Source organism: Caballeronia sp. ATUFL_F1_KS4A, assembly GCF_023630905.1.
In the GTDB taxonomy this organism is placed as follows: Bacteria; Pseudomonadota; Gammaproteobacteria; order Burkholderiales; family Burkholderiaceae; genus Caballeronia; species Caballeronia zhejiangensis.
In genome coordinates, this window is sequence record NZ_JALQEB010000003.1 from 25,887 (window position 1) to 47,766 (window position 21,880).

Here is a 21,880-nt window from a genome sequence, read left to right on the forward strand (position 1 = left end):
TGCAAAAGCAAACGGGATTCGTCGAAAGACGAATCCCGTTTTGACATGCGGCGAAGAAATCAGCGATGCGCGTGTTGTTGCGCGTCGGAAGCTGCCTCTTCCGGGTGATATCCCAGCGATTGCGAGATCTCGAGCGCCGTGTGGCTCAATTGTTTCAGCCAGGCGTCCTGCAGACGATCGGCGGGCGCGGACAGCGACAAGCCGGCGACGAGGCGTCCCGTATCGTCGTAAATGCCCGCCGCGATACAGCGCACGCCGAGTTCGAGTTCCTCGTTGTCGCGCGCGCACGCCTGCTGGCGCACCAGCGACAGTTCGCGCTCGAGTTTCGAGAGATCGGTGATGCTGTTCTGCGTGTGGCCGGAGAGACCGGTTCGCATCGCATACGCGCGTACGCGCGCGGCTTCGTCGGCGGCGAGAAACAGCTTTCCGACCGAAGTCAGATGCAACGGCGCGCGGCCGCCGATCGCACGCACGACCTGCATGCCCGAGCGCTCCGAGTACGCGCGCTCGATATAGACGATCTCGTCGCCTTGCCGCACGGAAAGATTGACGGTCTGCCCGGTCTGCCGATGCAACTCGCGCATCGGCGGCATCGCGGCTTCACGCACCGAAAGACGCGCCTTGACGAGATTGCCGAGCTCCAGCAAGCGCATGCCGAGGCGATACGTGCCGGGGTCCGACCGGTCCACGAGCCGGCATAGCACCATGTCGTTCAGAATGCGATGCGCCGTGGATGGGTGCAGATCGGTGCTCTGGGCGAGTTCTTTCAGGCTGACGGGGTCAGTGTGATCGGCGAGGGCGTCGAGAAGACGCATCATGCGCTCGATCACCTGAATGGAGGTTTTGGATTCCGGGTTCGTATCGCTCATCGTGAAAAATCGGTTGATGCGTCAAACAGCGGAATGGGGATTGTATCTCATAATGTGAAAAAAGCGAACGCTTCGCCAAAACAATGCGCTCGTCGATGACATCGATGGCCAGCGAGAAGCCCGTCGCGCGGGACTTATCAAGGATAATCGGCGCTGCGTTCACATCACTCCACAAACAGGAAACGCCCCAATGCGAGTCGGATTATTCGTGACATGTCTCATCGACATGATGCGCCCGGAAATCGGCTTCTCGGTCATTAAGCTGATCGAGCAGGCGGGTTTCGAAGTCGTCGTGCCGCCGTCGCAGACCTGTTGCGGCCAGCCTGCCTACAACTCGGGCGATCGGCCGCTCGCCCGCGATCTCGCCGAAAAAACGCTGCGCGAATTCGAGCAGTTCGACTATGTCGTGGTGCCGTCCGGTTCATGCGGCGGCATGATCCGCGCGCACTACGGCGATCTCTTTCGCGACGATCCGCAATTGATGAGCCGCTTCGCGCGCCTTCAGCCTCGCGTGTTCGAACTGACCGATTTTCTCGTGAACGTCGCGAAGGCGCGCATCGAGCCGGGCGTGTTCGACGGCATGGTGACGTATCACGATTCCTGCTCGGGTTTGCGCGAACTCGGCGTGAAATCGCAGCCACGCGAGCTGCTCGCCCAGGCAGGCGTGCCCGTGACCGAGATGGCCGGATGCGAGCATTGCTGCGGCTTCGGCGGCACCTTCGCGGTGAAGTACGGCGACATTTCGACGGCGATCGTCGATGAGAAATGCGCGAACATCAAGGCGAGCGGCGCGGATACCGTCGTGCTCGGCGACCTCGGCTGCATGCTGAACATCGAAGGGCGCCTGCGCCGCACCGGCGATACGTCGACGCGCGTGCTGCATATCGCGCAAGTGCTCGCGGGCGACGCGGCGCGTCGCGCCTGAAGGAGACAAACGGATGCAAGTCCAGACGATGCACTTCAAGGCGCGCGCGGGAAGCAAGCTCGCCGACGAGCGCCTGCAGCAGAATCTCACCAAGCTCTCGACCAAGTTCGTCAGCGCGCGTGCGAGCGCGGTGCGCGACATCGACTTCGAGGCAACGCGCGCCGCGTTGAAGGAGCGCCGCAATCGCGCGCTCGAGAATCTCGACGTGTGGCTCGAAACCTTCGAGCGCGAGGCGACGCGTCGCGGCGCGACCGTGCTTTACGCCGAAACGACGCAGGACGCGGCGAAGCTCGTCGCGGACATCGCGCGCAAACACGATGTGAAGAAGGTCATCAAGACCAAGTCGATGGTCTCGGAAGAGATGCAGCTGAATCGCGTGCTCGGCGAGATGGGCGTGCAGTCGATCGAGACCGATCTCGGCGAATACATTCTGCAGATCAACGACAACGAGCCGCCGAGCCATATCATCGCGCCGGTCGTGCATAAGGATAAGGAGCAGATCGCGGATCTCTTCGCGAAGACGCACAACAAGCCACGCCTCACCGACATCCCGGAGATGACGCGCGAGGCGCGGGAAGTGTTGCGGCCGCATTTCATGTCGGCGGACATGGGCGTGACGGGCGGCAATTTCCTGATCGCGGAGACGGGGTCGGTGGCGGTCGTCACGAACGAGGGCAACGAAGGCATGTGCACCGTGATGCCCCGCGTGCATGTCGTGGTGACGGGCATCGAAAAAGTGCTGCCGACGCTCGAAGATCTCGCGACCGCGATGCGCCTCCTGCCGCGCTCGGCGACCGGCCAGACGATCTCGAATTACTTTTCGCTCTTGACCGGACCGCGCTCGGCCGACGAGACGGACGGGCCCGATCATATGTACTTCGTGCTCGTCGATGGCGGCCGCACCGGGCTTATCGGCGGCGAGTTTCAGGAGATGCTGCGCTGTATCCGCTGCGGCGCGTGCATGAATCATTGCCCGGTCTATCAGAAGATCGGCGGACATGCGTATGGATGGGTGTATCCGGGACCGATGGGCTCGGTGCTGACGCCGGCTTATGTCGGCATCGACAAGGCGCTCGATCTGCCGCAAGCCGCAACGCTTTGCGGCGAGTGCAACAGTGTTTGTCCGGTCGGCATTCCGTTGTCGGATCTGCTGCGCAAGCTGCGCGAGAAGCAGATGGAGCGTCGGCTGCGTCCGTGGAACGAGCGCGCCGCGCTCGCGGCGTGGGGCTATCTCGCGAAGCGGCCGCTCGCCTATGCCCTTTTCACGAAGCTCGCGGTGCGCGTGCTCGAACGCATCGGCGGCAACAAGAAGACGATTTCACGACTGCCGTTCGGCGCCGGATGGACCGACACGCGTGACATGCCCGCGCCAGTCGGGCGCACATTCCGGGAGCTGTACAAGGCGCAGCATTCGCATCTCGGATAAAACAAGGCCGCGCCGGATCTTTCGATCGGGCGCGGCCTTTGTCGTCGAAGCGCTTTTATCCGCCGTACCGTCCCAGGAAGCCGCGCGAATTGCCGCCCTGCGAATTGCCCCCACCGCCATTCGCGGATGGTGGCGGGGCGCGATTCGGTCCCGGCGGCCGACCGCCCACGGACTGCGGCGCCGGCGAGTTGCCTGCTTGCGGGGGCTGCGCTGCCGGAGGACGGCCGCCGCCTGCTTGCGGTGGCGGACCGCTCGGATGTCCGCCGCCCGCCTGCGGAGGCGGGCCGCCCGGACCCCGGTCGCGCGGCGGATGCCCGCCGCGCCATCCGCCCGGCGGCGGACGACGCCAGCCGGGACCATCGTCCCAATATCGGTTAGGCGGACCGTAGTAAATCGGGCCCGGCCCGGAGTAGTAACCGCCGCCTACGACGACGCCCGGCGGCGGGCCACCGTAGTATCCGTAGCCCGGGTCGTCGTAGACAGCAGGGTAGCCGCCGCCATAGGCCGACGCATCGGGATACGCCGCGCAACCACCGAGAAGTGCGGCAGACGAAGCAAGCAAGACACCAGCGACTGCGGATTTCATGATCGTGGGAAATTCTGTAGAACCATTACTGAATAAGACATCATCGGCGCGTGGATGTCGCGAACAACTTTGTAAGCCTTTATGACGGCAAGCTGTCATAAAGGCGCGAGCGGTCGCGACCGTTCATCAAAACGGCTTGTTGTCCCGGGCGCAACAATCCTTTGCTTTTCAACGGCTTTTTAAGGTCGGGACAAGTCCGTAAAATTCGAAATGTCCATCAGTGGGTTCCCTTGATCCGATGCCCACTGCGACACATCGACCAAAGGCAGTCCCATGAGAAAGACAATATCGACCTACTGGCCCGTCGCCATCCTGCTTCCGATCGCGCTCGCGTTCTGCATGCACGCCGGCGAGGACAGCGGCGCGGCAATGCGCCATGAAGAAACCAGCGTGGCGGGCGTGAGCGCAGAACTGGCGCGCGCGATTTCGCTCGGCTTCGTCGACGACGAAGACGCACAACCCGCTGCCGTCTCGGCGGAAAAGACGCTCTGATTCGCCGGTTTTCGACGCACACAAAAAATGGCGCCCGCAACGGGCGCCATTTTCATTTGGACGCGGCCGAACTGCTTACTTGAGCACGGCGGCGACCGCGTTCGCGACGGCGTCGAGGTTACGCGTGTTCAGCGCGGCCACGCAGATGCGGCCCGTGCTCACGGCGTAGATGCCGAATTCTTCACGCAGACGATCGACTTGCGCAGCCGTCAGACCCGAGTACGAGAACATGCCGCGCTGCTTGTTGACGAACGAGAAGTCCCGATCGACGCCGCTCGCCTTCAGTCGCTCGACGAGACCGTTGCGCATTGCGCGGATACGATCGCGCATTTCGCCCAGCTCCTGCTCCCAGGTCGCGCGCAGTTCCGGCGACGCCAGCACGGCCGCGACGATCGAGCCGCCGTGCGTCGGCGGGTTCGAATAGTTCGTGCGGATCACGCGCTTCAGTTGCGAGAGCACGCGTGCCGATTCTTCCTTGCTCGTCGTGATGATCGACAGTGCGCCGACGCGCTCGCCGTACAGCGAGAACGACTTCGAGAACGACGACGACACAAACACGTTCAGTTCCGATGCCGCGAAGAGACGCACGGCGGCGGAGTCCGCGTCGATGTTCTCCGCGAAGCCTTGATACGCCATATCGAGGAACGGCACGAGGTTCTTCGCCTTCACGACTTCGACGATCTGCTTCCACTGCTCGTCCGACAGATCGACGCCCGTCGGGTTATGGCAGCACGCGTGCAGCACGACGACGGTGCCCGCCGCGTAGCTGTTCAGCGCGGCGAGCATGCCGTCGAAGTTCACGCCGTGCGTGGAGGCTTCGTAGTACGGGTAGTGGACCACTTCGAAACCGGCGCCTTCGAAGAGCGCGCGATGGTTTTCCCAGCTCGGATCGCTGATCGCGACGACTGCGTTCGGGTTCAGGCGCTTCAAAAAGTCCGCGCCGATCTTGAGCGCGCCCGTGCCGCCAAGCGCCTGCGCCGTCACGACGCGGCCCGCGGCGATCAGCGGCGAATCGTTGCCGAGGAGCAGCTTCTGCACGGCGGCGTCGTAGGCGGCGATGCCGTCGATCGGCAGATAACCGCGCGGCAGCGCGGCATCGACGCGCGCTTTCTCGGCTTCGCGCACGGCGCGCAGGAGCGGAATCTTGCCTTCTTCGTTCGTGTACACACCGACGCCCAGATTGACTTTGGTCGTGCGCGTATCGGCGTTGAAGGCTTCGTTGAGGCCCAGGATCGGGTCGCGGGGAGCGAGTTCGACGGCAGAGAAAAGAGACATGATCTATCGGCAGTGGAGGAAAGACGTGCGGCGGGGAAGCGTGGCGACGACGGCATCATGCCGTCGAGCCCAGTCGCACATTGTAGCGAATCCGGCGCGGCTTTTCGGCCGAATATGGCGCGAATGCGCGTGCTTTTTGGCCCTTAATTCCGCGAACACGCCAAAAGCGCGCGATAAAAAAGGGCGTGAGCCGGTGCGCTTGAGATCGGCGAACCATGCCCAATCTGATGGAGACTACGCTTCCACATCCCGGTCACGTGCAGGCGAGCGCGCGCATTGCGTACGACGCTAGAATGATTGTTTGCCTCAGGCGCTGACTTTCTCGATTTCTCATGTCCGACACTCTCATCGCATCCCCCGAAGAACTGGACGAATCGAAGTTCGTCACGTTCGAAGGCTCGCCGTTTCAGTTGTATCAGCCGTATCCGCCCGCGGGCGATCAGCCCGATGCCATCGCGAAGCTCGTCGAAGGCGTCGAGGACGGTCTCTCGTTTCAGACGCTGCTCGGCGTGACCGGCTCGGGCAAGACCTTCACGATGGCGAACGTCATCGCGCGGCTCGGCCGTCCGGCGATCGTCTTCGCGCCGAACAAGACGCTCGCCGCGCAGCTCTACGCGGAATTCCGCGAGTTCTTTCCGCGCAACGCCGTCGAGTATTTCGTCTCGTACTACGACTATTACCAGCCGGAAGCGTACGTCCCGCAGCGCGATCTCTTCATCGAGAAGGACTCGTCGATCAACGAGCACATCGAGCAGATGCGGCTTTCGGCCACGAAAAGCCTGCTCGAACGGCGCGACGTGGTGATCGTCGCGACGGTGTCCGCGATTTACGGTATCGGCAATCCGTCCGAATATCACAAGATGATTCTCACGCTGCGCACGGGTGACAAGCTCGGCCAGCGCGACGTCATCGCGCGCCTGATCGCGATGCAGTACACGCGCAACGAAGCCGACTTCCAGCGCGGTTCGTTTCGCGTGCGCGGCGACACCATCGATATCTTTCCGGCCGAGCACGCGGAAATGGCGGTGCGCGTCGAGCTATTCGACGACGAAATCGAATCGATGATGCTCTTCGATCCGCTCACCGGACGCGTGCGCAACAAGATTCCGCGCTTCACCGTGTACCCGTCGTCGCATTACGTGACGCCGCGCGACACCGTCATGCGCGCGATCGAAACCATCAAGCTCGAATTGCGCGAGCGGCTCGAATTCTTCCACAGCGAGGGCAAGCTCGTCGAAGCACAGCGGCTGGAGCAGCGCACGCGCTTCGATCTGGAAATGCTGCAGGAACTCGGTTTCTGCAAGGGCATCGAGAACTACTCGCGGCACTTCTCGGGCGCGGCGCCTGGCGAGCCGCCGCCGACGCTCGTCGACTATCTGCCGCCCGATGCGCTGATGTTGCTCGACGAGTCGCACGTATTGATCGGCCAGTTGAACGGCATGTACAACGGCGACCGCGCGCGCAAGGAAAATCTCGTCGACTACGGTTTCCGGATGCCGTCCGCGCTCGATAACCGGCCGCTCAAGTTCAACGAGTTCGAGCGCAAGATGCGCCAGGCGATCTTCGTTTCCGCGACGCCCGCCGACTACGAGCAGCAGAAGGCAGGGCAGGTGGCCGAGCAGCTCGTGCGGCCGACGGGTCTCGTCGATCCGGAAATCGAAGTGCGTCCGGCGCGCTCGCAGGTCGACGACGTGCTCTCGGAAATCAACGCGCGCGTGGCGGTGCAGGAGCGCGTGCTCGTCACGACGCTGACCAAGCGCATGGCCGAGCAGCTGACCGAGTTTCTCGCCGATCACGGCGTGAAGGTGCGTTATCTGCACAGCGATATCGACACGGTCGAGCGCGTGGAAATCATCCGCGATCTGCGGCTCGGCACGTTCGACGTGCTCGTCGGCATCAACTTGCTGCGCGAGGGTCTCGATATTCCCGAAGTCTCGCTCGTCGCGATCCTCGACGCCGACAAGGAAGGCTTCCTGCGCGCCGAGCGCTCGCTGATCCAGACCATCGGGCGCGCGGCGCGTAATGTGAACGGCAAGGCGATTCTCTACGCCGACAACATGACCGACTCGATGAAGCGCGCCATCGGCGAAACCGAGCGGCGCCGCGCCAAGCAGATGGCGCACAACGAGAAGATGGGCATCACGCCGCGCGGGGTGGAGAAGCGCATCAAGGACATCATCGATGGCGTCTACAACGCCGACGACGCCCGCGCCGAGCTGAAGGAAGCGCAGGCGCGCGCGAAGTTCGAAGACATGTCCGAGAAGCAGATCGCGAAGGAAATCAAGCGCCTCGAGAAGCAGATGATGGATCACGCCAAGAATCTCGAATTCGAAAAAGCGGCGCAGACCCGCGACCAATTGGCGCTTCTGCGGCAGCGCGTGTTCGGGGCGAACGTGGGCGATCACGTGAGCGGAATCGGCGGTAAGTAAGCAATATGTAAGTGATTTTCAAGGCTTAATTCGAAAGGCGCGGCGAATCGGACGGTTCGCCGCGCCTTTTTTTATCCCGCCGCGATCGTGCGAGTCGGCGAAAAGCCTTACTGCGCCTAGGTCTGTAAGCTCGCTCAAATTGTTGCGGGAATCGAACGATGCTAAACTGACGAACATTGAGAATGGTTCGTATTAACGTTCACAGAGTTGTGCTAACGCCGCCGACCGAGCGGCGCTCCGGTATCTCAGTGGCAAGGCTCGCGTGGCACGCGTGCCAATCGATAACAACAAGGAGTTTTCTGATGGGTTCAACGTTGATGCGCGGCCTTGTCGCCGCCGCAGGTCTCACGGCGATGATGGCAGCGTCGGCAGCCGAATATCCGATCGGCAAGCAGCACATCGAGGCGGGCATGGAAACGGGCGCCGTGTATCTGCAGCCGATCACGATGTCGCCGGAAGGCATGATGCGCAAGGCGTCGGATTCGGATATCCACCTGGAGGCGGATATCCACGCGGTCAAGAACAACCCGACCGGATTCGCCGAAGGCGACTGGATGCCGTATCTGCAAGTCACGTATGAACTCACGAAGGTCGGCACGACGCAGACCATCAAGGGCGACCTGATGCCGATGGTCGCGAGCGACGGCCCGCACTACGGCGACAACGTCAAGCTCTTCGGGCCGGGCAAGTATCACCTGAAGCTGCATATTTCGCCGCCGTCGCAGGAAGGCCACATGGCGTTCGGCCGTCACACCGACAAGGAAACGGGCGTCGGTCCGTGGTTCAAGCCGTTCACGATCGAGTACGACTTCCCGTTCGCGGGCATCGGAAAGAAGGGCGGTTACTGATCGTCCGTGGCGCCCGGCATCCCGGACCGGGCGCATTCACTCTCAGGAAGTACGCATGAAGCTGAAAAATCAGGTGGCCGCGCTCGCGATGTCCGCGTTTGCCTTTGCCGGGATGAACATGGCGCACGCCGCCGACCTGCCGACGTTCAAGCTCGAAATGAACGACGGCAAGCTCAATCCGGCGCGCATCGAAGTGCCGGCGGGGCAGCGCATCAAGATCGAAGTGCATAACGTCGGCAAGGGCGCCGCCGAGTTCGAAAGCGTGCAGTTGCGCAAGGAAAAAGTGCTCGCGCCGGGGGCGGATTCGTTCGTGGTGATCGCACCGCTGGATCCGGGTGAATACAAGTTCTTCGACGATTTTCATCAGTCCGCGCAAGGCGTGATCGTCGCGAAGTAACGGAATGTGCCGCGCGATGTTCGCACCGCGCGCGGCCGCTTGAAGTGGAATTGCTGGAGGTCGGGTATGGGGCAGGTACTTTTCATCGTGTGGCGAGAGAGCGTCGAGGCGTTGCTCGTCGTCGGCATTCTCTACGCGTGGCTGAAGAACGGCGATCACCAGGCGCGCCGGGGCCTGCCTTATCTGTGGGCCGGCGTCGTCATCGGCCTGCTTGCGGCGGTGGCGCTGGGCGCCGCGCTCATCGGCTTCACGGAAGTGCTGTCGGGCGATGCACAGGATTACTTCCAGACCGCGATGGTGCTGATCGCCTGCGTGCTGATCGTGCAGATGGTCCTGTGGATGAAGCGCCACGGACGCACGCTCAAGCGCGACATGGAAACGTCGCTGCAAAAGAGCACGCAGGACGGGCACTGGTGGGGCATCGCGGTGCTCGTCGCGCTGGCGATCGCGCGCGAAGGCAGCGAGACGGCCGTGTTTCTCTACGGCGTCGGCTTCGGTCAGTCGGGGCACGTCGACGCGTCGCAGTACATCGCGATCATTCTCGGCTTCGGTCTCGCGCTGCTGACGTTCTATATCCTGCAGCTCGGCGGCAAGATCTTCTCGTGGCGCTCGTTCTTTCGCGTCACCGAAATCATGCTGCTGTTCCTGGCGGCCGGCCTCTTCGAAACGGGCGTCGACAAGCTGATCGACATGGAAGTGCTGCCGGTCATCGTCAATCAGGTGTGGAACACGTCGTGGCTGCTCGATGATTCGAGTACGTTCGGATCGCTCGTTGCTACGCTCACCGGTTATCGCGCGCATCCCGCGGGCATGAATCTCGTCGCGTATGCGGTGTACTGGGTCGTCATCTATCTTCTGCTGCGCCGTTCGAACACCCAGATGGCGCAAAAACAAAAGGCGGCAAGCCGTCCAGCATGAGTTCCGTAATGCGTAGACCGGGCCGGCTTCAACAAGCCGGCCACTGGATGCAACGTCACGGCAGCACGATCCGCATGATTCAGTGGGTCGTCGTTGCCGTGTATGCATTTCTGATCATCGTTCCCGCCGTGATGCCGCTGCCGGACGGCGCCGCGCATCTGTGGAGCAATCTCACGCTCGCCGCGCAGTTCGTGTTCTGGGGCATCTGGTGGCCATTCGTGCTGCTGTCGATGGTCATGCTCGGGCGCGTCTGGTGCGGCGTGTTGTGTCCCGAAGGCGCGCTGTCGGAGTTCGCGAGCAAGTTCGGCCGCGGCTGGGCGATTCCGCGCTGGATGCGCTGGGGCGGCTGGCCCTTCGTCGCATTCGGGCTCACGACGATCTACGGGCAGATGGTCAGCGTCTATCAGTATCCGAAGGCGGTGCTGCTCGTGCTCGGCGGCTCGACCGTCGGCGCGATGATCATCGGCGTGCTGTATGGCCGCGAGAAGCGCGTGTGGTGCAAGTATCTGTGCCCGGTCAACGGCGTGTTCTCGCTGCTCGCGCGCCTCTCGCCGTTTCACTACAAGGTCGACGAAGAAGCGTGGCGCCGTTCGTACACGAAGGGCGAGCACGGCCATCGCGTGATTCCGATCAACTGCGCGCCGCTCGTCCCGCTGCGCAACATGAAGGGCGCACAGGACTGCCACATGTGTGGCCGATGCAGCGGCCATCGCGACGCCATCGCGCTCACGTGGCGCTCGCCGTCCGAGGAAGTCGTGAAGCTCGGCGACAAGGCCGCGAATCCGTGGGACACCGCGCTCATTCTCTACGGCCTGCTCGGCATCGCGATCGGCGCGTTCCACTGGACCGTGAGCACCTGGTTCGTCGATCTGAAGCAATTTCTCGCCGCCTGGCTGATCGATCACGACATCCTCTGGCCGCTCGACACCAACGCGCCGTGGTTCCTGTTCACGCATTACCCGGAACAGAACGACGTCTTCTCGTGGCTCGACGGCACCATGGTCATCGGCTATATCGTCGCGACTGGGCTCGTGTACGGCACGGCGCTGCTCGGGCTGCTCGCCATCGGCACGCGCATGCTCGGCAAGATGAACGCGACGCGCCTGCATCACCTGACGCTCGCCCTGATCCCGATTGCGGGCGTCGGCGTGTTCCTGGGCCTGTCCGCGACGACGGTATCGCTGCTGCGCGCCGAGCATCTGCCGTTGTGGTGGGTGCCGGGTCTGCGGCTCGGCTTGCTCGCGGCCGCGAATCTCTGGAGCGCGTGGCTTGCGTGGCGCGTGACGGGGCGCCATGCATCGTCACTTGTTCCGCGCCTTCTTGCGATGGTATGGTTTGTCGCTGCGCTGGCCGTTGCGGACAGCGCGTGGTACCTGATGTTCTGGGGCTTCAGCCGATAAACCGTCCACGCCGTCAAGCGCGGCAACGAGAGCGAGAAGTGAGAACCAAACCCGTACTGACCGACGAAGACGTCAAGGCGATGGCCGCGGCCGCCGAGACGCATGCGAGAGAACACAACTGGAACGTGACGATTGCGATCGTCGACGATGGCGGACATCTGCTGCATCTGCATCGTCTCGACGGCGCAGGCGCGAGCACCGCCGAAATGGCGACGGGCAAGGCGCGCACCGCCGTGCTCGGCCGTCGCGAAACCAAGGTCTACGAAGACACCATCAAGCAGGGCCGCACGGCGTTCCTCTCCGCGCCGATGACCGCAATGCTCGAAGGCGGCGTGCCGATCTTCGTGGGCACGGACATCGTCGGTGCCGTCGGCGTGTCGGGCGTGAAATCGGATCAGGATGCGCAGATCGCGAAGGCGGGCATCGCGGCGCTCGGCATCGAGAACGTCTGAAGCATTCGCGCAATAAAAATGGCACGTCCTCGTAACGAAGACGTGCCATTCTGTTTTCGGATGCAGCGCTCGTCGGCATGCATCGTGACCCAAGCAGGAACCAAAAAAAAGCGGCTTCGCTTGCTATCGACGACTGGCTGGTGTTTGCACGAAGGGGTCTAATTTCTCGCGTGCAAGTCGTCCTCGCTGGCTAAGGCCAAACACCTCTTGGCGAGGTGGTCCCCACAATACCCGGTACTACGGCTGTTCTTGCCTGCGCGTCATTTCGTCAGGATCAGTTTGCCCAAACGCGTCGCACGCAACTGGTACGTCTCTCCGTTATGCACGATGCTCACGTGACTGCGTCCCTGCAGCAGCGCGTCGCTTTTCAGCGATCGCTCGCCGGTGCTGTCCCCCGCGTGCGCGACGTGAACCGTGGTCACGGTCGTCGCCTTCGGGCGGGTGATCGCGGCGTCGCGGACAGCCGGGCGGCGCAGCCTGAGCGTGGAGGATCGCGGCGTATCGGTCATGTCGGAAAATGTGCGTTCGTTGATTCGATGGGTCTATAGTAAATGATAACTATTCCTATTTGCAACTAGACTTTCCGATTGAAGCGCCTCTTTCGATAGCCAGTCTCGATGCGGCCGCGAAACATTCGCCACCGCATCCGTCAGAGGCTCAATGCAGCGGACTCTCGTCCCTGCGGCCGTGCGCGAACTGGCGAATGAGCCGCACGGTGTCGATGTCCGACTCGCGATACGCCGACTTCACGATTTCCTGCGTCTGACGCTCATCGGGCGTGGCGTTTTCGTTCTCGGGCAGCGTCGTGGCGTAGGTGAAGCGCAGGAAGAGCTGGACCGCATCGGGCTGCTCGATCGCCATCGTGAGCGAGCCGCCGACGTAATCGGCGGTCGGCAGGATGTCGTAGCGCACGCTGGTGCCGGGCGTGAGCGTCACGCGGTCGCGCACGGTCGCCTGGCCGTAGTGGAGTTCGCGTTCCATCGTGTCGCCATCGCGCGCGAGGATGTCGCAGCTATCCAGGCCGATCACGAATAGTTGCGGCTGCTCGGCGCGGAGGACGAGGCCTTCCCAGAGCTGCTCGCGCGTCAGCGATTCGAGAAGCGGATTGAGCGGATCGTTGATCTGGATCAGGTGTTCGAAATTCAAGACGACGTTTCCCTTGGACGTTCGTGGTGCCCGCGATGCGTCACTGCGGCGCGAGTCCGGATTCGATGTGAATCGCGCCGGACAGGACCTTGTGCATCGGGCACGCATTGGCAATTTGCAAGAGCCGTTCCCGCTGGTCATCGGACAGCGCGCCCGTGAGCGCGATGCGCCGGTCGATGTTCGTGCCGTCGGCGGTGCTTGTCATCGACAACTCGACGTGTACGCCTTCGAGCGGCCACTCCTTGCGCTTCGCGTACATCTTCAACGTGATCGACGTGCATGCGCCGAGGCTCGCGAGCAGCAGCGACGCGGGTTCCGGTCCGGTATCGCCGCCGCCGATGCCCGCCGGCTCGTCCGCGACCCACGAATGCGTTCCGTCGCCGAGGCGGACCTGATAGTCGATGTTGCCGATGCTGGCGGTCACGGAAGGTCCGGCCATGCGTGCTCCTGGTTGAAGTTGAGACTGCAAGATTGACGACAAAGCCGAAACGGCGCGGCAAGAACGGTCATTGTGACGCAATGTGTCCGTTCGTGCCGCACCGTTGCGCGGTTTTCGCTGTGACCAGATCAATGCGCGATGGCGCCCATCCGGCCCGCCTGATAGTCGATCACGGCCTGGCGGATCTCGTCCTCGGTGTTCATCACGAACGGGCCGTAGCGCACGACCGGCTCCTTCAGCGGCACGCCGCCGATCAGCAGCAGCTCGACGGGCTCATCGCCGGCGGCGAGCGCGATCGTATCGCTGTCGTCGCGGAAAATCACCATCTGCTGCGCGCGCACCGGCTGGCTTTGCGGACCGTACAGCGCGGTGCCCGACAGCGGATAGGCGAACACGCGGTAATCGCGCGGCACGGCGAGTTCGACCTTCGCGCCCGGCTTGAGCGAAAAGTGCTGATACAGAATCGGCGTGCGCGTCTCGATCGCGGCCTTCACGCCGAGCGCCTCGCCCGCGATGACCTTCACGCTGACCTTGCCGTCCTCGCTCGTCGCGACGGGAATCTGCACGGACGGAATCTCCTGATAGTGCGGCGCGATCATCTTGTCGCGCTGCGGCAGGTTGACCCAAAGCTGCAGGCCGTGCACGCGGCCGCCGCGTTGCGTGAATTCCTCGGCGGGCATCTCGCTATGCACCACGCCCGCGCCCGCGGTCATCCATTGCACGTCGCCGGGACGCAGCGTGCCGGAATGCCCGGCCGAATCCTTGTGACCGAACTCGCCTTCGAGCATGTACGTGACGGTTTCGAAGCCGCGATGCGGATGGTCCGGCGCGCCTTTAGCCTCGCCGGGTGCGTAGTCGGCTGGGCCCATCTCGTCGAGAAGGAGGAACGGATCGAAATCCATCAGAAGACGGGTCGGGAAAGGGCGATGCACGACGAATCCGCCGCCTTCGACAGTGCGGGTCGCCGGAATGATGCGTTCGATGCTGCGGCTGGTGGACATTATTGCCTCGCGTCGGGAATACGGAAAAGAGGGGAATAGCGATAAATTTGAAACACAGAGCTATTATATGGGCCGCATTTCGCGGTAAAAGCCGTCGCGGCGCAATGGATTGTCCCGCTGGGGATAACGAACCGCGTCGATGTTCATCTCTTCCAGTCCCACCGGGCGACTCATGAAAGCCGACTCGCATGACCTGAACGATCTGATGTACTTCTCGCACGTCGTCGAGCACGGCGGGTTTTCCGCCGCCGAGCGCGTGCTCGGCATCTCGAAGTCGCGGCTGTCGCGGCGCGTGTCGGAGCTGGAAGCGTCGCTCGGCGTGCGTCTGTTGCAGCGCTCGACGCGCAAGCTCGCGCTGACCGAGGCCGGGCAGCTTTTCTATCAGCATTGTCAGGCGATGCTCGCCGAGGCACAGGCGGCCGTCAACGTCGTGCAAAGCCTGCGCGATTCGCCGCGCGGCACGGTGCGCGTGAGCGTTCCGGTCACGATCGCGCAGACGTTCCTGTCCGCCGTGATGCCGGATTTCATGCACCGCTATCCGGAAGTGCGCGTCGTCATGCGCGTGACGAACCGTGTCGTCGATCTGTTCGAAGATGCCGTCGATGTCGCGCTGCGCGTGCGCTCGGAGCCGCCCGCGAGCTCGAACGTCGTCGCGCGGCCGCTGTGGCGCACGGAGCAGATGCTGGTCGCGGCGCCATCGCTGCTGAAGTCGAATGCGCCGCCGATGACACCCGCCGAACTCGCCCAGTACGACACGATCGACACGCCGTCGGCGGACGGCCGCCACGTCTACCGCCTGATCGCGCCGGACGGCACGCGCCATGAGTTCGAGCACGAGCCGCGCCTCGTCACGGCCGATCTGTCGATGATCCGCGAGGCCGTCATGCGCGGCGTCGGCATCGCGGCGCTGCCCGAGATGATGTACGGCGCGCCGCTGCGCTCCGGGCAGCTATCGCCGGTGATGCCCGGCTGGACGTTTCCGTCGCCGCAACTCTACGCGGTGTTTTTGTCGCGTCAGGGCATGGTCCCGGCCGTCCGCGCATTCGTCGATTTTCTCGTCGAGTCGATCGGTAGCGGCCAGCGCTTTCCGGGAGAATGTCCTGTTCACGAACAGCCGGAACGGGAAACAGTTTGACCGCATCGGCGTTTGTCATTGGTTTATGGCATTGAAGCGCGCGCTTGCGATGGACAGATTCAATTGATCGTCACAATTTGTGGCGGTATATTGAAGCCTCCTTCGCTAAGGAGCTCCTTATGCGAAAACTGACGGCTGCTCTGATAGTTAGCCTGATAGGGTTGATTGCACTGTCCGTGTCGACCACGGCTGCTGCATGCGACGGAACTTCCGGTTCTGGCTATTCGAACCCAAAGTGACCGCCTCACCCGAATGCGCCGAGCGCGCACGAAAAAAGGCCTTCATCCGACGATGAAGGCCTTTTACTTTGTGCGCCCGGAAGAGGGCGCGTCGGGCTGTTACTTGCCGCTCTTCGGCTCGGTGACGAAACCGATCTTCGTCAATCCGCCTGCCTGCGCCGCCGACATCAGATCGGCGACCTTTTCGTACGCCACCTGACGATCGGCGCGCAGATGAATCTCCGGCTGCGGGTTCTGCTGCGCCGCCTGCGCGATGCGCGCGTTGAGCGCCGCTTCGTCGATCGGCTGATCGTCCCAGAGCGTGGTGCCGTCAGCCTTGATCGCGATGTTCACGTGCGCGGGCTTTTCGTCCTGCGGCTGGCTGCTCGCGTGCGGCAGGTCGATCTTGACCGCGTGATGCATGGCCGGAATCGTGACGAGGAAGATGATCAGCAGAACCAGCATGACGTCGACGAGCGGCGTCATGTTGATCTCGCTCATCATGCCGTCGTCTTCGTCTCCGGCGAAAGGGCTCATGGCCATGATGCGGACCTCCCCGGCTTACGACGCGCGCGTCGCGAGACGCAGGTTGTCCGACGCGGCGTTCGTCGCGCGCTTGGTCGACGAAAGCTTCGAGCCCGTGACGAAGAACGCGTGCAGGCCGTGCGCGAAGCGGTTCAGCTTCGTGACGATGCCCTTGTTCGCGCGGGTCAGCGCGTTATAGCCGAGCACGGCGGGAATCGCGACGAACAGGCCGAACGCGGTCATGATGAGCGATTCGCCGACCGGACCGGCGACCTGATCGATCGACGTCTGTCCCGTCGCGCCGATGGTCAAGAGCGCGTGATAGATGCCCCAGACCGTACCGAAGAGGCCGACGAACGGCGACGTGGAACCGATCGACGCGAGGATCGCGAGGCCCGCCTGCATGCGGCCGACGCCTTCGTCCATGACGTCTTTCAGGCAGCGCGTGATCCAGTCGGACACGTCCATGCGGTCGTGCAGATGCGGCTGCGTCTGATGATGATGGTCGGCGGCTTCCTGGCCGGCGAGCGCGAGCGCGAGAAACGGGTTGTCCGCCGGGCTCGACGACTGGCTGCCGAGCTTCTTGATGCCGTCGTTGAAGTCGTCGGAGTGCCAGAACGCCTGTTCGGCGTTCTTGGTGAGGCGCTTCAGGCGCACGACGTTCCACGCCTTTACGACGATCACCGTCCACGAAAGCACCGACATGATGACGAGCGCGAGCGCGATGCCCCGCGTCACGAAGTCGCCTTGCGCCCAGACGTGCGCAATCCCGTAGTTTTCCATTTCTGTTTCCTTCCTTGTATCTAATTAAACGATCAGTCGTTCAGACTGAAAACGAATGGCACCGTGGCGCTAGCACGAATCGCTTCGCCATTTTCCTTGTAAGGGCTGCACGCGCTGCCGCGCACCGCGTCGAGCGCCGCGTCATCGAGGCGCGACGAGCCGCTGCTCTTTTGCAGCGTGACGTTTTCGATCTTGCCCGACAGGCCTACCGTCAGACGGATGACGGCCGTGCCCGTTTCGCCGCGGCGCTTGGACATCGCCGGATAGTCGGGCTGCGCGATGTTGCAACTCAGGTGCGCGACGTTCTTCGGCGCGGCGAGATCCATGCTCGGCTTGCCGATCGCGGGCGCGGCCGGCGGCGGCGCAGGCTGAGCCGGAGCGGGCGGCGTGGGTTCCGGCGCGGGCGCGGCGATCTGCGAAGGCGCTTCCGTGACCGGCATCGGCGTCGGCTTCGGCTCGACTTTCGGTTTCACCTTCGGCTTGGGCTGCGGCTTCGGAACGGGCTGCGGCACGGGCTTGGGCGGCGGCGGCGTTTCGACGGCGACCGGCTGCGGCGCGGGCTGCGGTGTCTCGCTGATCAGTTGCGCGGTGATGGATTTGGCTTCGATCGGGCGGGGCGGCGGCTCGTTCTTCATCGTCAGCGCGACGCCCAGCAACGCAGCGTGAATGGCGACGACGGCGACGCACGCCGCGATCACGCGCGGATTCGCATTTGCTGTCGGCGCGGTCTGGAATGCGGCGGGAGAAGTGGTCGGGGACTGCATCGTTATTGGCTACTTGTGATGCTGCGTGAATGCTTGCTGATAACGCTGCCTTCGAGTTCGCTGTCCAACGAGCGCACAGGCACGGTGCGGAAGAAACCAGACGACGTCATTTTCGGAAAATCAGCAGGGAGATGAACAGGGTAGTCACGAAACCAATCAGCAATTCCATCTTTCCCTCCAGGGGTAAGGGTTGCGCGGCTGGCTGAAAGTGACCGGAAATACGAAGGTAACCTGGCTTGCTGGAGGCGATAAAACGACTGGGCGGCGCATCCGGAGCATCGGCGTCGCCGGTTGAGCGCGGCGACGCCGCGCGAATTGCTTCAGGCAGCCTGGCGCTCGTAGAACGTCAGCGGCGCAACGTGCTCGCGCTGCTGAACGCCGCATCGCGACGCGCAGACGCCGCTTTGTGCCATTACGTCGCGAACGCTTTCTTCACACTTGCCGCAGCACAGCGCGACGCCGAGTTCGAACTGCAGTTCATCAAAGGAGTCCACCCCTTCGGCGATGGCGCTTCGAATCTTTCGGTCGGACACTGATTTGCAGACGCAGACAATCATGATCGTTCGCAATAGTTAGCGTTAATGCGAATTATTATCATTCGGTATTGGCGCCTTTGCAAGCGCAGGACCGTGTTTTTTGTAACAGAGGGCGAAAGTTAGCGGGTTTATTGCTAGGAGCCTTGTCTGACGGGGCAAAGCGCGCGATGGAACTGCCAACGCGCGTGAGAAACCCTCAGACGATGTCGGGTTCGGCGAGGCGCGTTCGGCGCGAGGGGATGTCGACGTGCTCGACTTTGGCATCGAGCTGAAGGAGCGCGGCGGCGAGTTGACGCTGCGATTCGCCGTCGGCGGTGGAGCAGAAGCGCGGCATATCGTCGGACGGCGCGGCGAGGTTTTTGAGCGCGTGCGCGTCGAGCAGACGATCGAGCTGCCGCGCGATGGCGACGCTCGTGTCGACGATCTGCAGCCGCTCGCCCGCGATGTCGCGGATTGCGCGATCGAGAAAAGGGTAGTGCGTGCAGCCGAGCACGAGCGTGTCGGCGCCGGCATCGAGCATCGGCGCGATATAGCTTTCGAGCAGCGCCATCAGCGCGGGCGACGAGGTGTCGCAGCGCTCGACAGCCTGCACCAGCCCATGTCCCGCCTGACAGATGAAGCGGCAGTCGCCGGCGTAGCGGTCGAGCAGCGACTGAAAGCGCGCGGAGCGCAGCGTGACGGCGGTCGCCAGCACCCCGACCACGCGCGACTTCGAGACCGCCGCCGCCGGCTTCACGCCCGGTTCCACGCCGACGAGCGGAATCGGCAGACGCTCGCGCACGAGCGCGATCGACTGCGCGGTGGCCGTGTTGCACGCGACGACGAGCGCCTTCGCGCCCTGACCGACGAGCCACTCGCCGATTGCCATCGTGCGGTCGACGATGAAATCGTCGTCGCGTTCGCCGTAGGGCGCATGCAGTGAATCGGCGACGTAGATCAGACGCTCGTGCGGCAGAATCGCGCGCACGGCGCGCAGCACCGACAATCCGCCGAGGCCGGAATCGAAAATGCCGACCGGCGCGCTCGCGTCAGACGCGGCACGCTCGTTCGGCATCGGGGAGGGCGCTACGCGGGACATCCGATTATTCGTGATCGCCCATCATGGTCTGCTGGTAATTCTGGATGCCGACCTTGTCGATCAGATCCAGCTGCGTTTCCAGCCAGTCGATGTGCTCTTCGGTGTCGTGCAGGATCTTTTCGAAGATTTCGCGCGAGACGAAATCACGCACCGACTCGCAATACGCGATGGCTTCCTTGCAGGTCGACTGGGAAATCTGCTCGAGCTTCAGGTCACATTCGAGGATTTCCTTGGTCTCTTCGCCGATCAGCAGCTTGTGCAGGTCTTGCAGGTTCGGCAGGCCGTCGAGCATGAACACGCGCTGAATGAGCCAGTCGGCGTGCTTCATCTCACCGATGGATTCGTCGTATTCGTGCTTGTTGAGCTTTTCGAGGCCCCAGTGCTGGTACATCCGCGCGTGCAGGAAGTATTGGTTGATCGCGGTCAGTTCGTTTTTCAACTGCGCGTTCAGATATTCGATGACTTTCGCGTCGCCTTGCATGATTTTGTTTCCTGTTCGTAACGTGGGGCTGTTGGAAAGATAAACCTTGAGTGTGCCGATGCCAAGGTTAGGTAGAAATTTTTTGTTTCAGACGAAACTGAGAATGAAAACGCTTCTCGACTGGCGGCGGTTCAAAGAAAAGAGCCGGGCGCATCGCCCGGCTCTCGTCGTTCAGTCACGGTGATAAACCGCCATTAAGCGGCGATCAAGCCGTCGCGACCGGAATCTTGCCGATTTTCGCCTGCCATTCGGCCGGGCCCGTCTTGTGAACCGACGTGCCGCTCGAATCGACTGCCACCGTCACGGGCATGTCCTGCACATCGAACTCGTAGATCGCTTCCATGCCGAGGTCTTCGAACGCGAGCACCTTCGCCTCGCGGATCGCCTTCGACACGAGATACGCCGCGCCGCCGACCGCCATCAGATACGCCGCCTTGTGGTTCTTGATCGCCTCGATCGCGACCGGGCCGCGCTCGGCCTTGCCGATCATCGAGATGAGGCCGGTTTGCGCGAGCATCATCTCGGTGAACTTGTCCATGCGCGTGGCCGTGGTCGGGCCAGCCGGACCGACCGCTTCGTCGCGAACCGGATCGACCGGGCCGACGTAATAGATCACGCGATTGGTGAAATCGACCGGCAGCTTCTCGCCCTTCGCCAGCATGTCGGCAATGCGCTTGTGCGCGGCGTCGCGGCCCGTCAGCATCTTGCCCGACAAGAGCAGCGTCTGGCCCGGCTTCCACGATGCGACTTCGTCCGGCGTCAACGTGTTCAGGTCGACGCGCTTGCTCGTCTCCGTGTTCGGCTGCCATGTGACCTTCGGCCATGCGTCGAGCGGCGGGGCTTCGAGCTTCGCCGCGCCCGAGCCGTCGAGCGTGAAGTGCGCGTGGCGCGTCGCCGCGCAATTCGGGATGATCGCGACCGGCTTCGATGCCGCGTGCGTCGGCGCGGCCATGATTTTCACGTCGAGCACGGTCGAAAGACCGCCGAGACCTTGCGCGCCGATGCCGAGCGCGTTCACCTTCTCGTGCAGTTCCACGCGCAGTTCTTCGATCCAGTCCTGCGGGCCGCGCGCGATGACATCCTGAATGTCGATCGGGTCCATCAGCGATTCCTTCGCCATGACCATCGCCTTTTCGGCCGTGCCGCCGATGCCGATGCCGAGCATGCCCGGCGGACACCAGCCCGCGCCCATCGTCGGGACGGTCTTGAGAATCCAGTCGACGATCGAATCGGACGGATTCAGCATCGCGAACTTCGACTTGTTTTCCGAGCCGCCGCCCTTGGCCGCGACCTGAACGTCGACCTTGTCGCCCGGCACGATCTCGTAGTGGATCACGGCCGGCGTGTTGTCCTTCGTGTTCTTGCGGCCGCCTTCGGGCGGGCTCACGATCGATGCGCGCAATACGTTGTCCGGGTTCAGATAACCGCGGCGCACGCCTTCGTTGATCATGTCGGTGACCGACATCGTCGCGCCGTCCCAGCGCACGTCCATGCCGACCTTCACGAACACCGTGACGATGCCCGTGTCCTGGCAGATCGGACGCTTGCCTTCCGCGCACATGCGGCTGTTGGTCAGGATCTGCGCGATCGCGTCCTTCGCGGCCGGGCTTTCTTCCAGCTCGTAGGCGCGGCCGAGCGCCTGGATATAGTCGAGCGGATGGTAATAGCTGATGTACTGCAGCGAATCAGCGATGCTCTGAATCAGGTCTTCCTGCTTGATGACTGTCATGGCTTTGGGCTCTGGGGGACTGAATTTT

The 21,880-nt window shown here is 63.0% G+C and carries 24 protein-coding genes; 10 read left to right on the forward strand and 14 right to left on the reverse strand.

Annotated features, from left to right (window positions below; genetic code table 11):
* Positions 1–59: 59 nt before the first annotated feature.
* On the reverse strand, positions 60–869 hold the full coding sequence (locus tag NCS03_RS05600) for an IclR family transcriptional regulator (RefSeq protein WP_008350464.1): 810 nt from the start codon (positions 867–869) through the stop codon (positions 60–62).
* 190 nt (positions 870–1,059) lie between these two features.
* Here NCS03_RS05600 and NCS03_RS05605 point away from each other — a divergent pair, with 190 nt between their 5' ends.
* Complete coding sequence (locus NCS03_RS05605) at positions 1,060–1,794, forward strand: (Fe-S)-binding protein (protein ID WP_008350463.1); 735 nt, start codon at positions 1,060–1,062, stop codon at positions 1,792–1,794.
* A gap of 13 nt (positions 1,795–1,807) precedes the next feature.
* Positions 1,808–3,220, forward strand: coding sequence for a lactate utilization protein B (locus NCS03_RS05610; RefSeq protein WP_250528910.1), 1,413 nt, complete (start codon positions 1,808–1,810; stop codon positions 3,218–3,220).
* A 55-nt stretch (positions 3,221–3,275) separates the two neighbouring features.
* On the opposite strand, the gene NCS03_RS05615 is transcribed toward NCS03_RS05610, so the two are convergent.
* Positions 3,276–3,806 (reverse strand): hypothetical protein, encoded by a 531-nt coding sequence (locus tag NCS03_RS05615; RefSeq protein WP_250528911.1) that lies wholly within the window; start codon positions 3,804–3,806, stop codon positions 3,276–3,278.
* A gap of 273 nt (positions 3,807–4,079) precedes the next feature.
* Between NCS03_RS05615 and NCS03_RS05620 the strand changes: the two genes are divergently transcribed.
* On the forward strand, positions 4,080–4,298 hold the full coding sequence (locus tag NCS03_RS05620) for a hypothetical protein (RefSeq protein WP_250439546.1): 219 nt from the start codon (positions 4,080–4,082) through the stop codon (positions 4,296–4,298).
* Between the two features lie 75 nt (positions 4,299–4,373).
* On the opposite strand, the gene NCS03_RS05625 is transcribed toward NCS03_RS05620, so the two are convergent.
* Positions 4,374–5,573 (reverse strand): amino acid aminotransferase, encoded by a 1,200-nt coding sequence (locus tag NCS03_RS05625; RefSeq protein WP_008350454.1) that lies wholly within the window; start codon positions 5,571–5,573, stop codon positions 4,374–4,376.
* A gap of 332 nt (positions 5,574–5,905) precedes the next feature.
* Here NCS03_RS05625 and uvrB point away from each other — a divergent pair, with 332 nt between their 5' ends.
* The 6 genes from uvrB (at position 5,906) to NCS03_RS05655 (ending at position 12,017) form a co-directional block, all read left to right on the forward strand.
* A complete protein-coding gene (uvrB, locus tag NCS03_RS05630; RefSeq protein WP_008350451.1) occupies positions 5,906–8,002 on the forward strand; it encodes an excinuclease ABC subunit UvrB in 2,097 nt (698 codons plus the stop codon).
* A 302-nt stretch (positions 8,003–8,304) separates the two neighbouring features.
* Complete coding sequence (locus NCS03_RS05635) at positions 8,305–8,850, forward strand: iron transporter (RefSeq protein WP_008350449.1); 546 nt, start codon at positions 8,305–8,307, stop codon at positions 8,848–8,850.
* Positions 8,851–8,938: 88 nt separating this feature from the next.
* Positions 8,939–9,247 (forward strand): cupredoxin domain-containing protein, encoded by a 309-nt coding sequence (locus tag NCS03_RS05640; RefSeq protein ID WP_372492535.1) that lies wholly within the window; start codon positions 8,939–8,941, stop codon positions 9,245–9,247.
* A gap of 66 nt (positions 9,248–9,313) precedes the next feature.
* On the forward strand, positions 9,314–10,165 hold the full coding sequence (locus tag NCS03_RS05645) for an FTR1 family iron permease (protein ID WP_008350446.1): 852 nt from the start codon (positions 9,314–9,316) through the stop codon (positions 10,163–10,165).
* A complete protein-coding gene (locus tag NCS03_RS05650; protein ID WP_250528912.1) occupies positions 10,162–11,565 on the forward strand; it encodes a 4Fe-4S binding protein in 1,404 nt (467 codons plus the stop codon). Before NCS03_RS05645 ends, NCS03_RS05650 begins: the two co-directional genes overlap by 4 nt.
* 38 nt (positions 11,566–11,603) lie before the next feature.
* On the forward strand, positions 11,604–12,017 hold the full coding sequence (locus tag NCS03_RS05655) for a GlcG/HbpS family heme-binding protein (protein WP_008350442.1): 414 nt from the start codon (positions 11,604–11,606) through the stop codon (positions 12,015–12,017).
* Positions 12,018–12,277: 260 nt separating this feature from the next.
* Here NCS03_RS05655 and hemP read toward each other — a convergent pair whose 3' ends face one another.
* From hemP to NCS03_RS05675, 4 genes are all read right to left on the reverse strand, one after another.
* Positions 12,278–12,526 carry a hemin uptake protein HemP gene (hemP, locus tag NCS03_RS05660; protein WP_008350441.1) on the reverse strand — a complete coding sequence of 83 codons (249 nt, stop codon included), beginning with the start codon at positions 12,524–12,526 and terminating at the stop codon, positions 12,278–12,280.
* 148 nt (positions 12,527–12,674) lie between these two features.
* Positions 12,675–13,163 carry an SRPBCC family protein gene (locus NCS03_RS05665; protein WP_008350440.1) on the reverse strand — a complete coding sequence of 163 codons (489 nt, stop codon included), beginning with the start codon at positions 13,161–13,163 and terminating at the stop codon, positions 12,675–12,677.
* 40 nt (positions 13,164–13,203) lie between these two features.
* Positions 13,204–13,602, reverse strand: coding sequence for an OsmC family protein (locus tag NCS03_RS05670; RefSeq protein ID WP_250434463.1), 399 nt, complete (start codon positions 13,600–13,602; stop codon positions 13,204–13,206).
* Between the two features lie 128 nt (positions 13,603–13,730).
* Positions 13,731–14,603, reverse strand: a complete 873-nt coding sequence (locus tag NCS03_RS05675; protein WP_034472126.1) for a pirin family protein — start codon at positions 14,601–14,603, stop codon at positions 13,731–13,733.
* A 172-nt stretch (positions 14,604–14,775) separates the two neighbouring features.
* On the opposite strand from NCS03_RS05675, the gene NCS03_RS05680 reads away from it, so the two are divergent.
* A complete protein-coding gene (locus tag NCS03_RS05680; RefSeq protein ID WP_008350437.1) occupies positions 14,776–15,738 on the forward strand; it encodes a LysR family transcriptional regulator in 963 nt (320 codons plus the stop codon).
* 338 nt (positions 15,739–16,076) lie between these two features.
* Here the strand turns inward: NCS03_RS05680 and NCS03_RS05685 are convergent, their stop codons facing one another.
* The 7 genes from NCS03_RS05685 to NCS03_RS05715 all read right to left on the reverse strand — a co-directional run bounded on the left by NCS03_RS05685 (position 16,077) and on the right by NCS03_RS05715 (position 21,852).
* Positions 16,077–16,499 (reverse strand): ExbD/TolR family protein, encoded by a 423-nt coding sequence (locus NCS03_RS05685; RefSeq protein ID WP_008350436.1) that lies wholly within the window; start codon positions 16,497–16,499, stop codon positions 16,077–16,079.
* Positions 16,500–16,517: 18 nt separating this feature from the next.
* A complete protein-coding gene (locus NCS03_RS05690) occupies positions 16,518–17,264 on the reverse strand; it encodes a MotA/TolQ/ExbB proton channel family protein (RefSeq protein ID WP_008350435.1) in 747 nt (248 codons plus the stop codon).
* Positions 17,265–17,296: 32 nt separating this feature from the next.
* Positions 17,297–18,028 (reverse strand): energy transducer TonB, encoded by a 732-nt coding sequence (locus NCS03_RS05695; RefSeq protein ID WP_034472124.1) that lies wholly within the window; start codon positions 18,026–18,028, stop codon positions 17,297–17,299.
* A 320-nt stretch (positions 18,029–18,348) separates the two neighbouring features.
* Positions 18,349–18,585, reverse strand: coding sequence for a (2Fe-2S)-binding protein (locus NCS03_RS05700; RefSeq protein ID WP_008350432.1), 237 nt, complete (start codon positions 18,583–18,585; stop codon positions 18,349–18,351).
* A 175-nt stretch (positions 18,586–18,760) separates the two neighbouring features.
* On the reverse strand, positions 18,761–19,642 hold the full coding sequence (gene murI / locus NCS03_RS05705; RefSeq protein ID WP_250528913.1) for a glutamate racemase: 882 nt from the start codon (positions 19,640–19,642) through the stop codon (positions 18,761–18,763).
* A 4-nt stretch (positions 19,643–19,646) separates the two neighbouring features.
* Positions 19,647–20,123 carry a bacterioferritin gene (bfr, locus tag NCS03_RS05710; protein WP_008350427.1) on the reverse strand — a complete coding sequence of 159 codons (477 nt, stop codon included), beginning with the start codon at positions 20,121–20,123 and terminating at the stop codon, positions 19,647–19,649.
* Positions 20,124–20,328: 205 nt separating this feature from the next.
* Complete coding sequence (locus tag NCS03_RS05715; RefSeq protein ID WP_175979931.1) at positions 20,329–21,852, reverse strand: fumarate hydratase; 1,524 nt, start codon at positions 21,850–21,852, stop codon at positions 20,329–20,331.
* Positions 21,853–21,880: the final 28 nt, after the last annotated feature.

What these genes read in the sequence shown, in the direction of transcription:
- NCS03_RS05600 (WP_008350464.1), bottom strand. Translation starts at nt 869, where the DNA reads ATGAGCGATACGAACCCGGAATCCAAAACCTCCATTCAGGTGATCGAG.
- NCS03_RS05605 (WP_008350463.1), top strand. Translation starts at nt 1,060, where the DNA reads ATGCGAGTCGGATTATTCGTGACATGTCTCATCGACATGATGCGCCCG.
- NCS03_RS05610 (WP_250528910.1), top strand. Translation starts at nt 1,808, where the DNA reads ATGCAAGTCCAGACGATGCACTTCAAGGCGCGCGCGGGAAGCAAGCTC.
- NCS03_RS05615 (WP_250528911.1), bottom strand. Translation starts at nt 3,806, where the DNA reads ATGAAATCCGCAGTCGCTGGTGTCTTGCTTGCTTCGTCTGCCGCACTT.
- NCS03_RS05620 (WP_250439546.1), top strand. Translation starts at nt 4,080, where the DNA reads ATGAGAAAGACAATATCGACCTACTGGCCCGTCGCCATCCTGCTTCCG.
- NCS03_RS05625 (WP_008350454.1), bottom strand. Translation starts at nt 5,573, where the DNA reads ATGTCTCTTTTCTCTGCCGTCGAACTCGCTCCCCGCGACCCGATCCTG.
- uvrB (WP_008350451.1), top strand. Translation starts at nt 5,906, where the DNA reads ATGTCCGACACTCTCATCGCATCCCCCGAAGAACTGGACGAATCGAAG.
- NCS03_RS05635 (WP_008350449.1), top strand. Translation starts at nt 8,305, where the DNA reads ATGGGTTCAACGTTGATGCGCGGCCTTGTCGCCGCCGCAGGTCTCACG.
- NCS03_RS05640 (WP_372492535.1), top strand. Translation starts at nt 8,939, where the DNA reads ATGTCCGCGTTTGCCTTTGCCGGGATGAACATGGCGCACGCCGCCGAC.
- NCS03_RS05645 (WP_008350446.1), top strand. Translation starts at nt 9,314, where the DNA reads ATGGGGCAGGTACTTTTCATCGTGTGGCGAGAGAGCGTCGAGGCGTTG.
- NCS03_RS05650 (WP_250528912.1), top strand. Translation starts at nt 10,162, where the DNA reads ATGAGTTCCGTAATGCGTAGACCGGGCCGGCTTCAACAAGCCGGCCAC.
- hemP (WP_008350441.1), bottom strand. Translation starts at nt 12,526, where the DNA reads ATGACCGATACGCCGCGATCCTCCACGCTCAGGCTGCGCCGCCCGGCT.
- NCS03_RS05670 (WP_250434463.1), bottom strand. Translation starts at nt 13,602, where the DNA reads ATGGCCGGACCTTCCGTGACCGCCAGCATCGGCAACATCGACTATCAG.
- NCS03_RS05675 (WP_034472126.1), bottom strand. Translation starts at nt 14,603, where the DNA reads ATGTCCACCAGCCGCAGCATCGAACGCATCATTCCGGCGACCCGCACT.
- NCS03_RS05680 (WP_008350437.1), top strand. Translation starts at nt 14,776, where the DNA reads ATGAAAGCCGACTCGCATGACCTGAACGATCTGATGTACTTCTCGCAC.
- NCS03_RS05685 (WP_008350436.1), bottom strand. Translation starts at nt 16,499, where the DNA reads ATGGCCATGAGCCCTTTCGCCGGAGACGAAGACGACGGCATGATGAGC.
- NCS03_RS05690 (WP_008350435.1), bottom strand. Translation starts at nt 17,264, where the DNA reads ATGGAAAACTACGGGATTGCGCACGTCTGGGCGCAAGGCGACTTCGTG.
- NCS03_RS05695 (WP_034472124.1), bottom strand. Translation starts at nt 18,028, where the DNA reads ATGCAGTCCCCGACCACTTCTCCCGCCGCATTCCAGACCGCGCCGACA.
- NCS03_RS05700 (WP_008350432.1), bottom strand. Translation starts at nt 18,585, where the DNA reads ATGATTGTCTGCGTCTGCAAATCAGTGTCCGACCGAAAGATTCGAAGC.
- murI (WP_250528913.1), bottom strand. Translation starts at nt 19,642, where the DNA reads ATGTCCCGCGTAGCGCCCTCCCCGATGCCGAACGAGCGTGCCGCGTCT.
- bfr (WP_008350427.1), bottom strand. Translation starts at nt 20,123, where the DNA reads ATGCAAGGCGACGCGAAAGTCATCGAATATCTGAACGCGCAGTTGAAA.
- NCS03_RS05715 (WP_175979931.1), bottom strand. Translation starts at nt 21,852, where the DNA reads ATGACAGTCATCAAGCAGGAAGACCTGATTCAGAGCATCGCTGATTCG.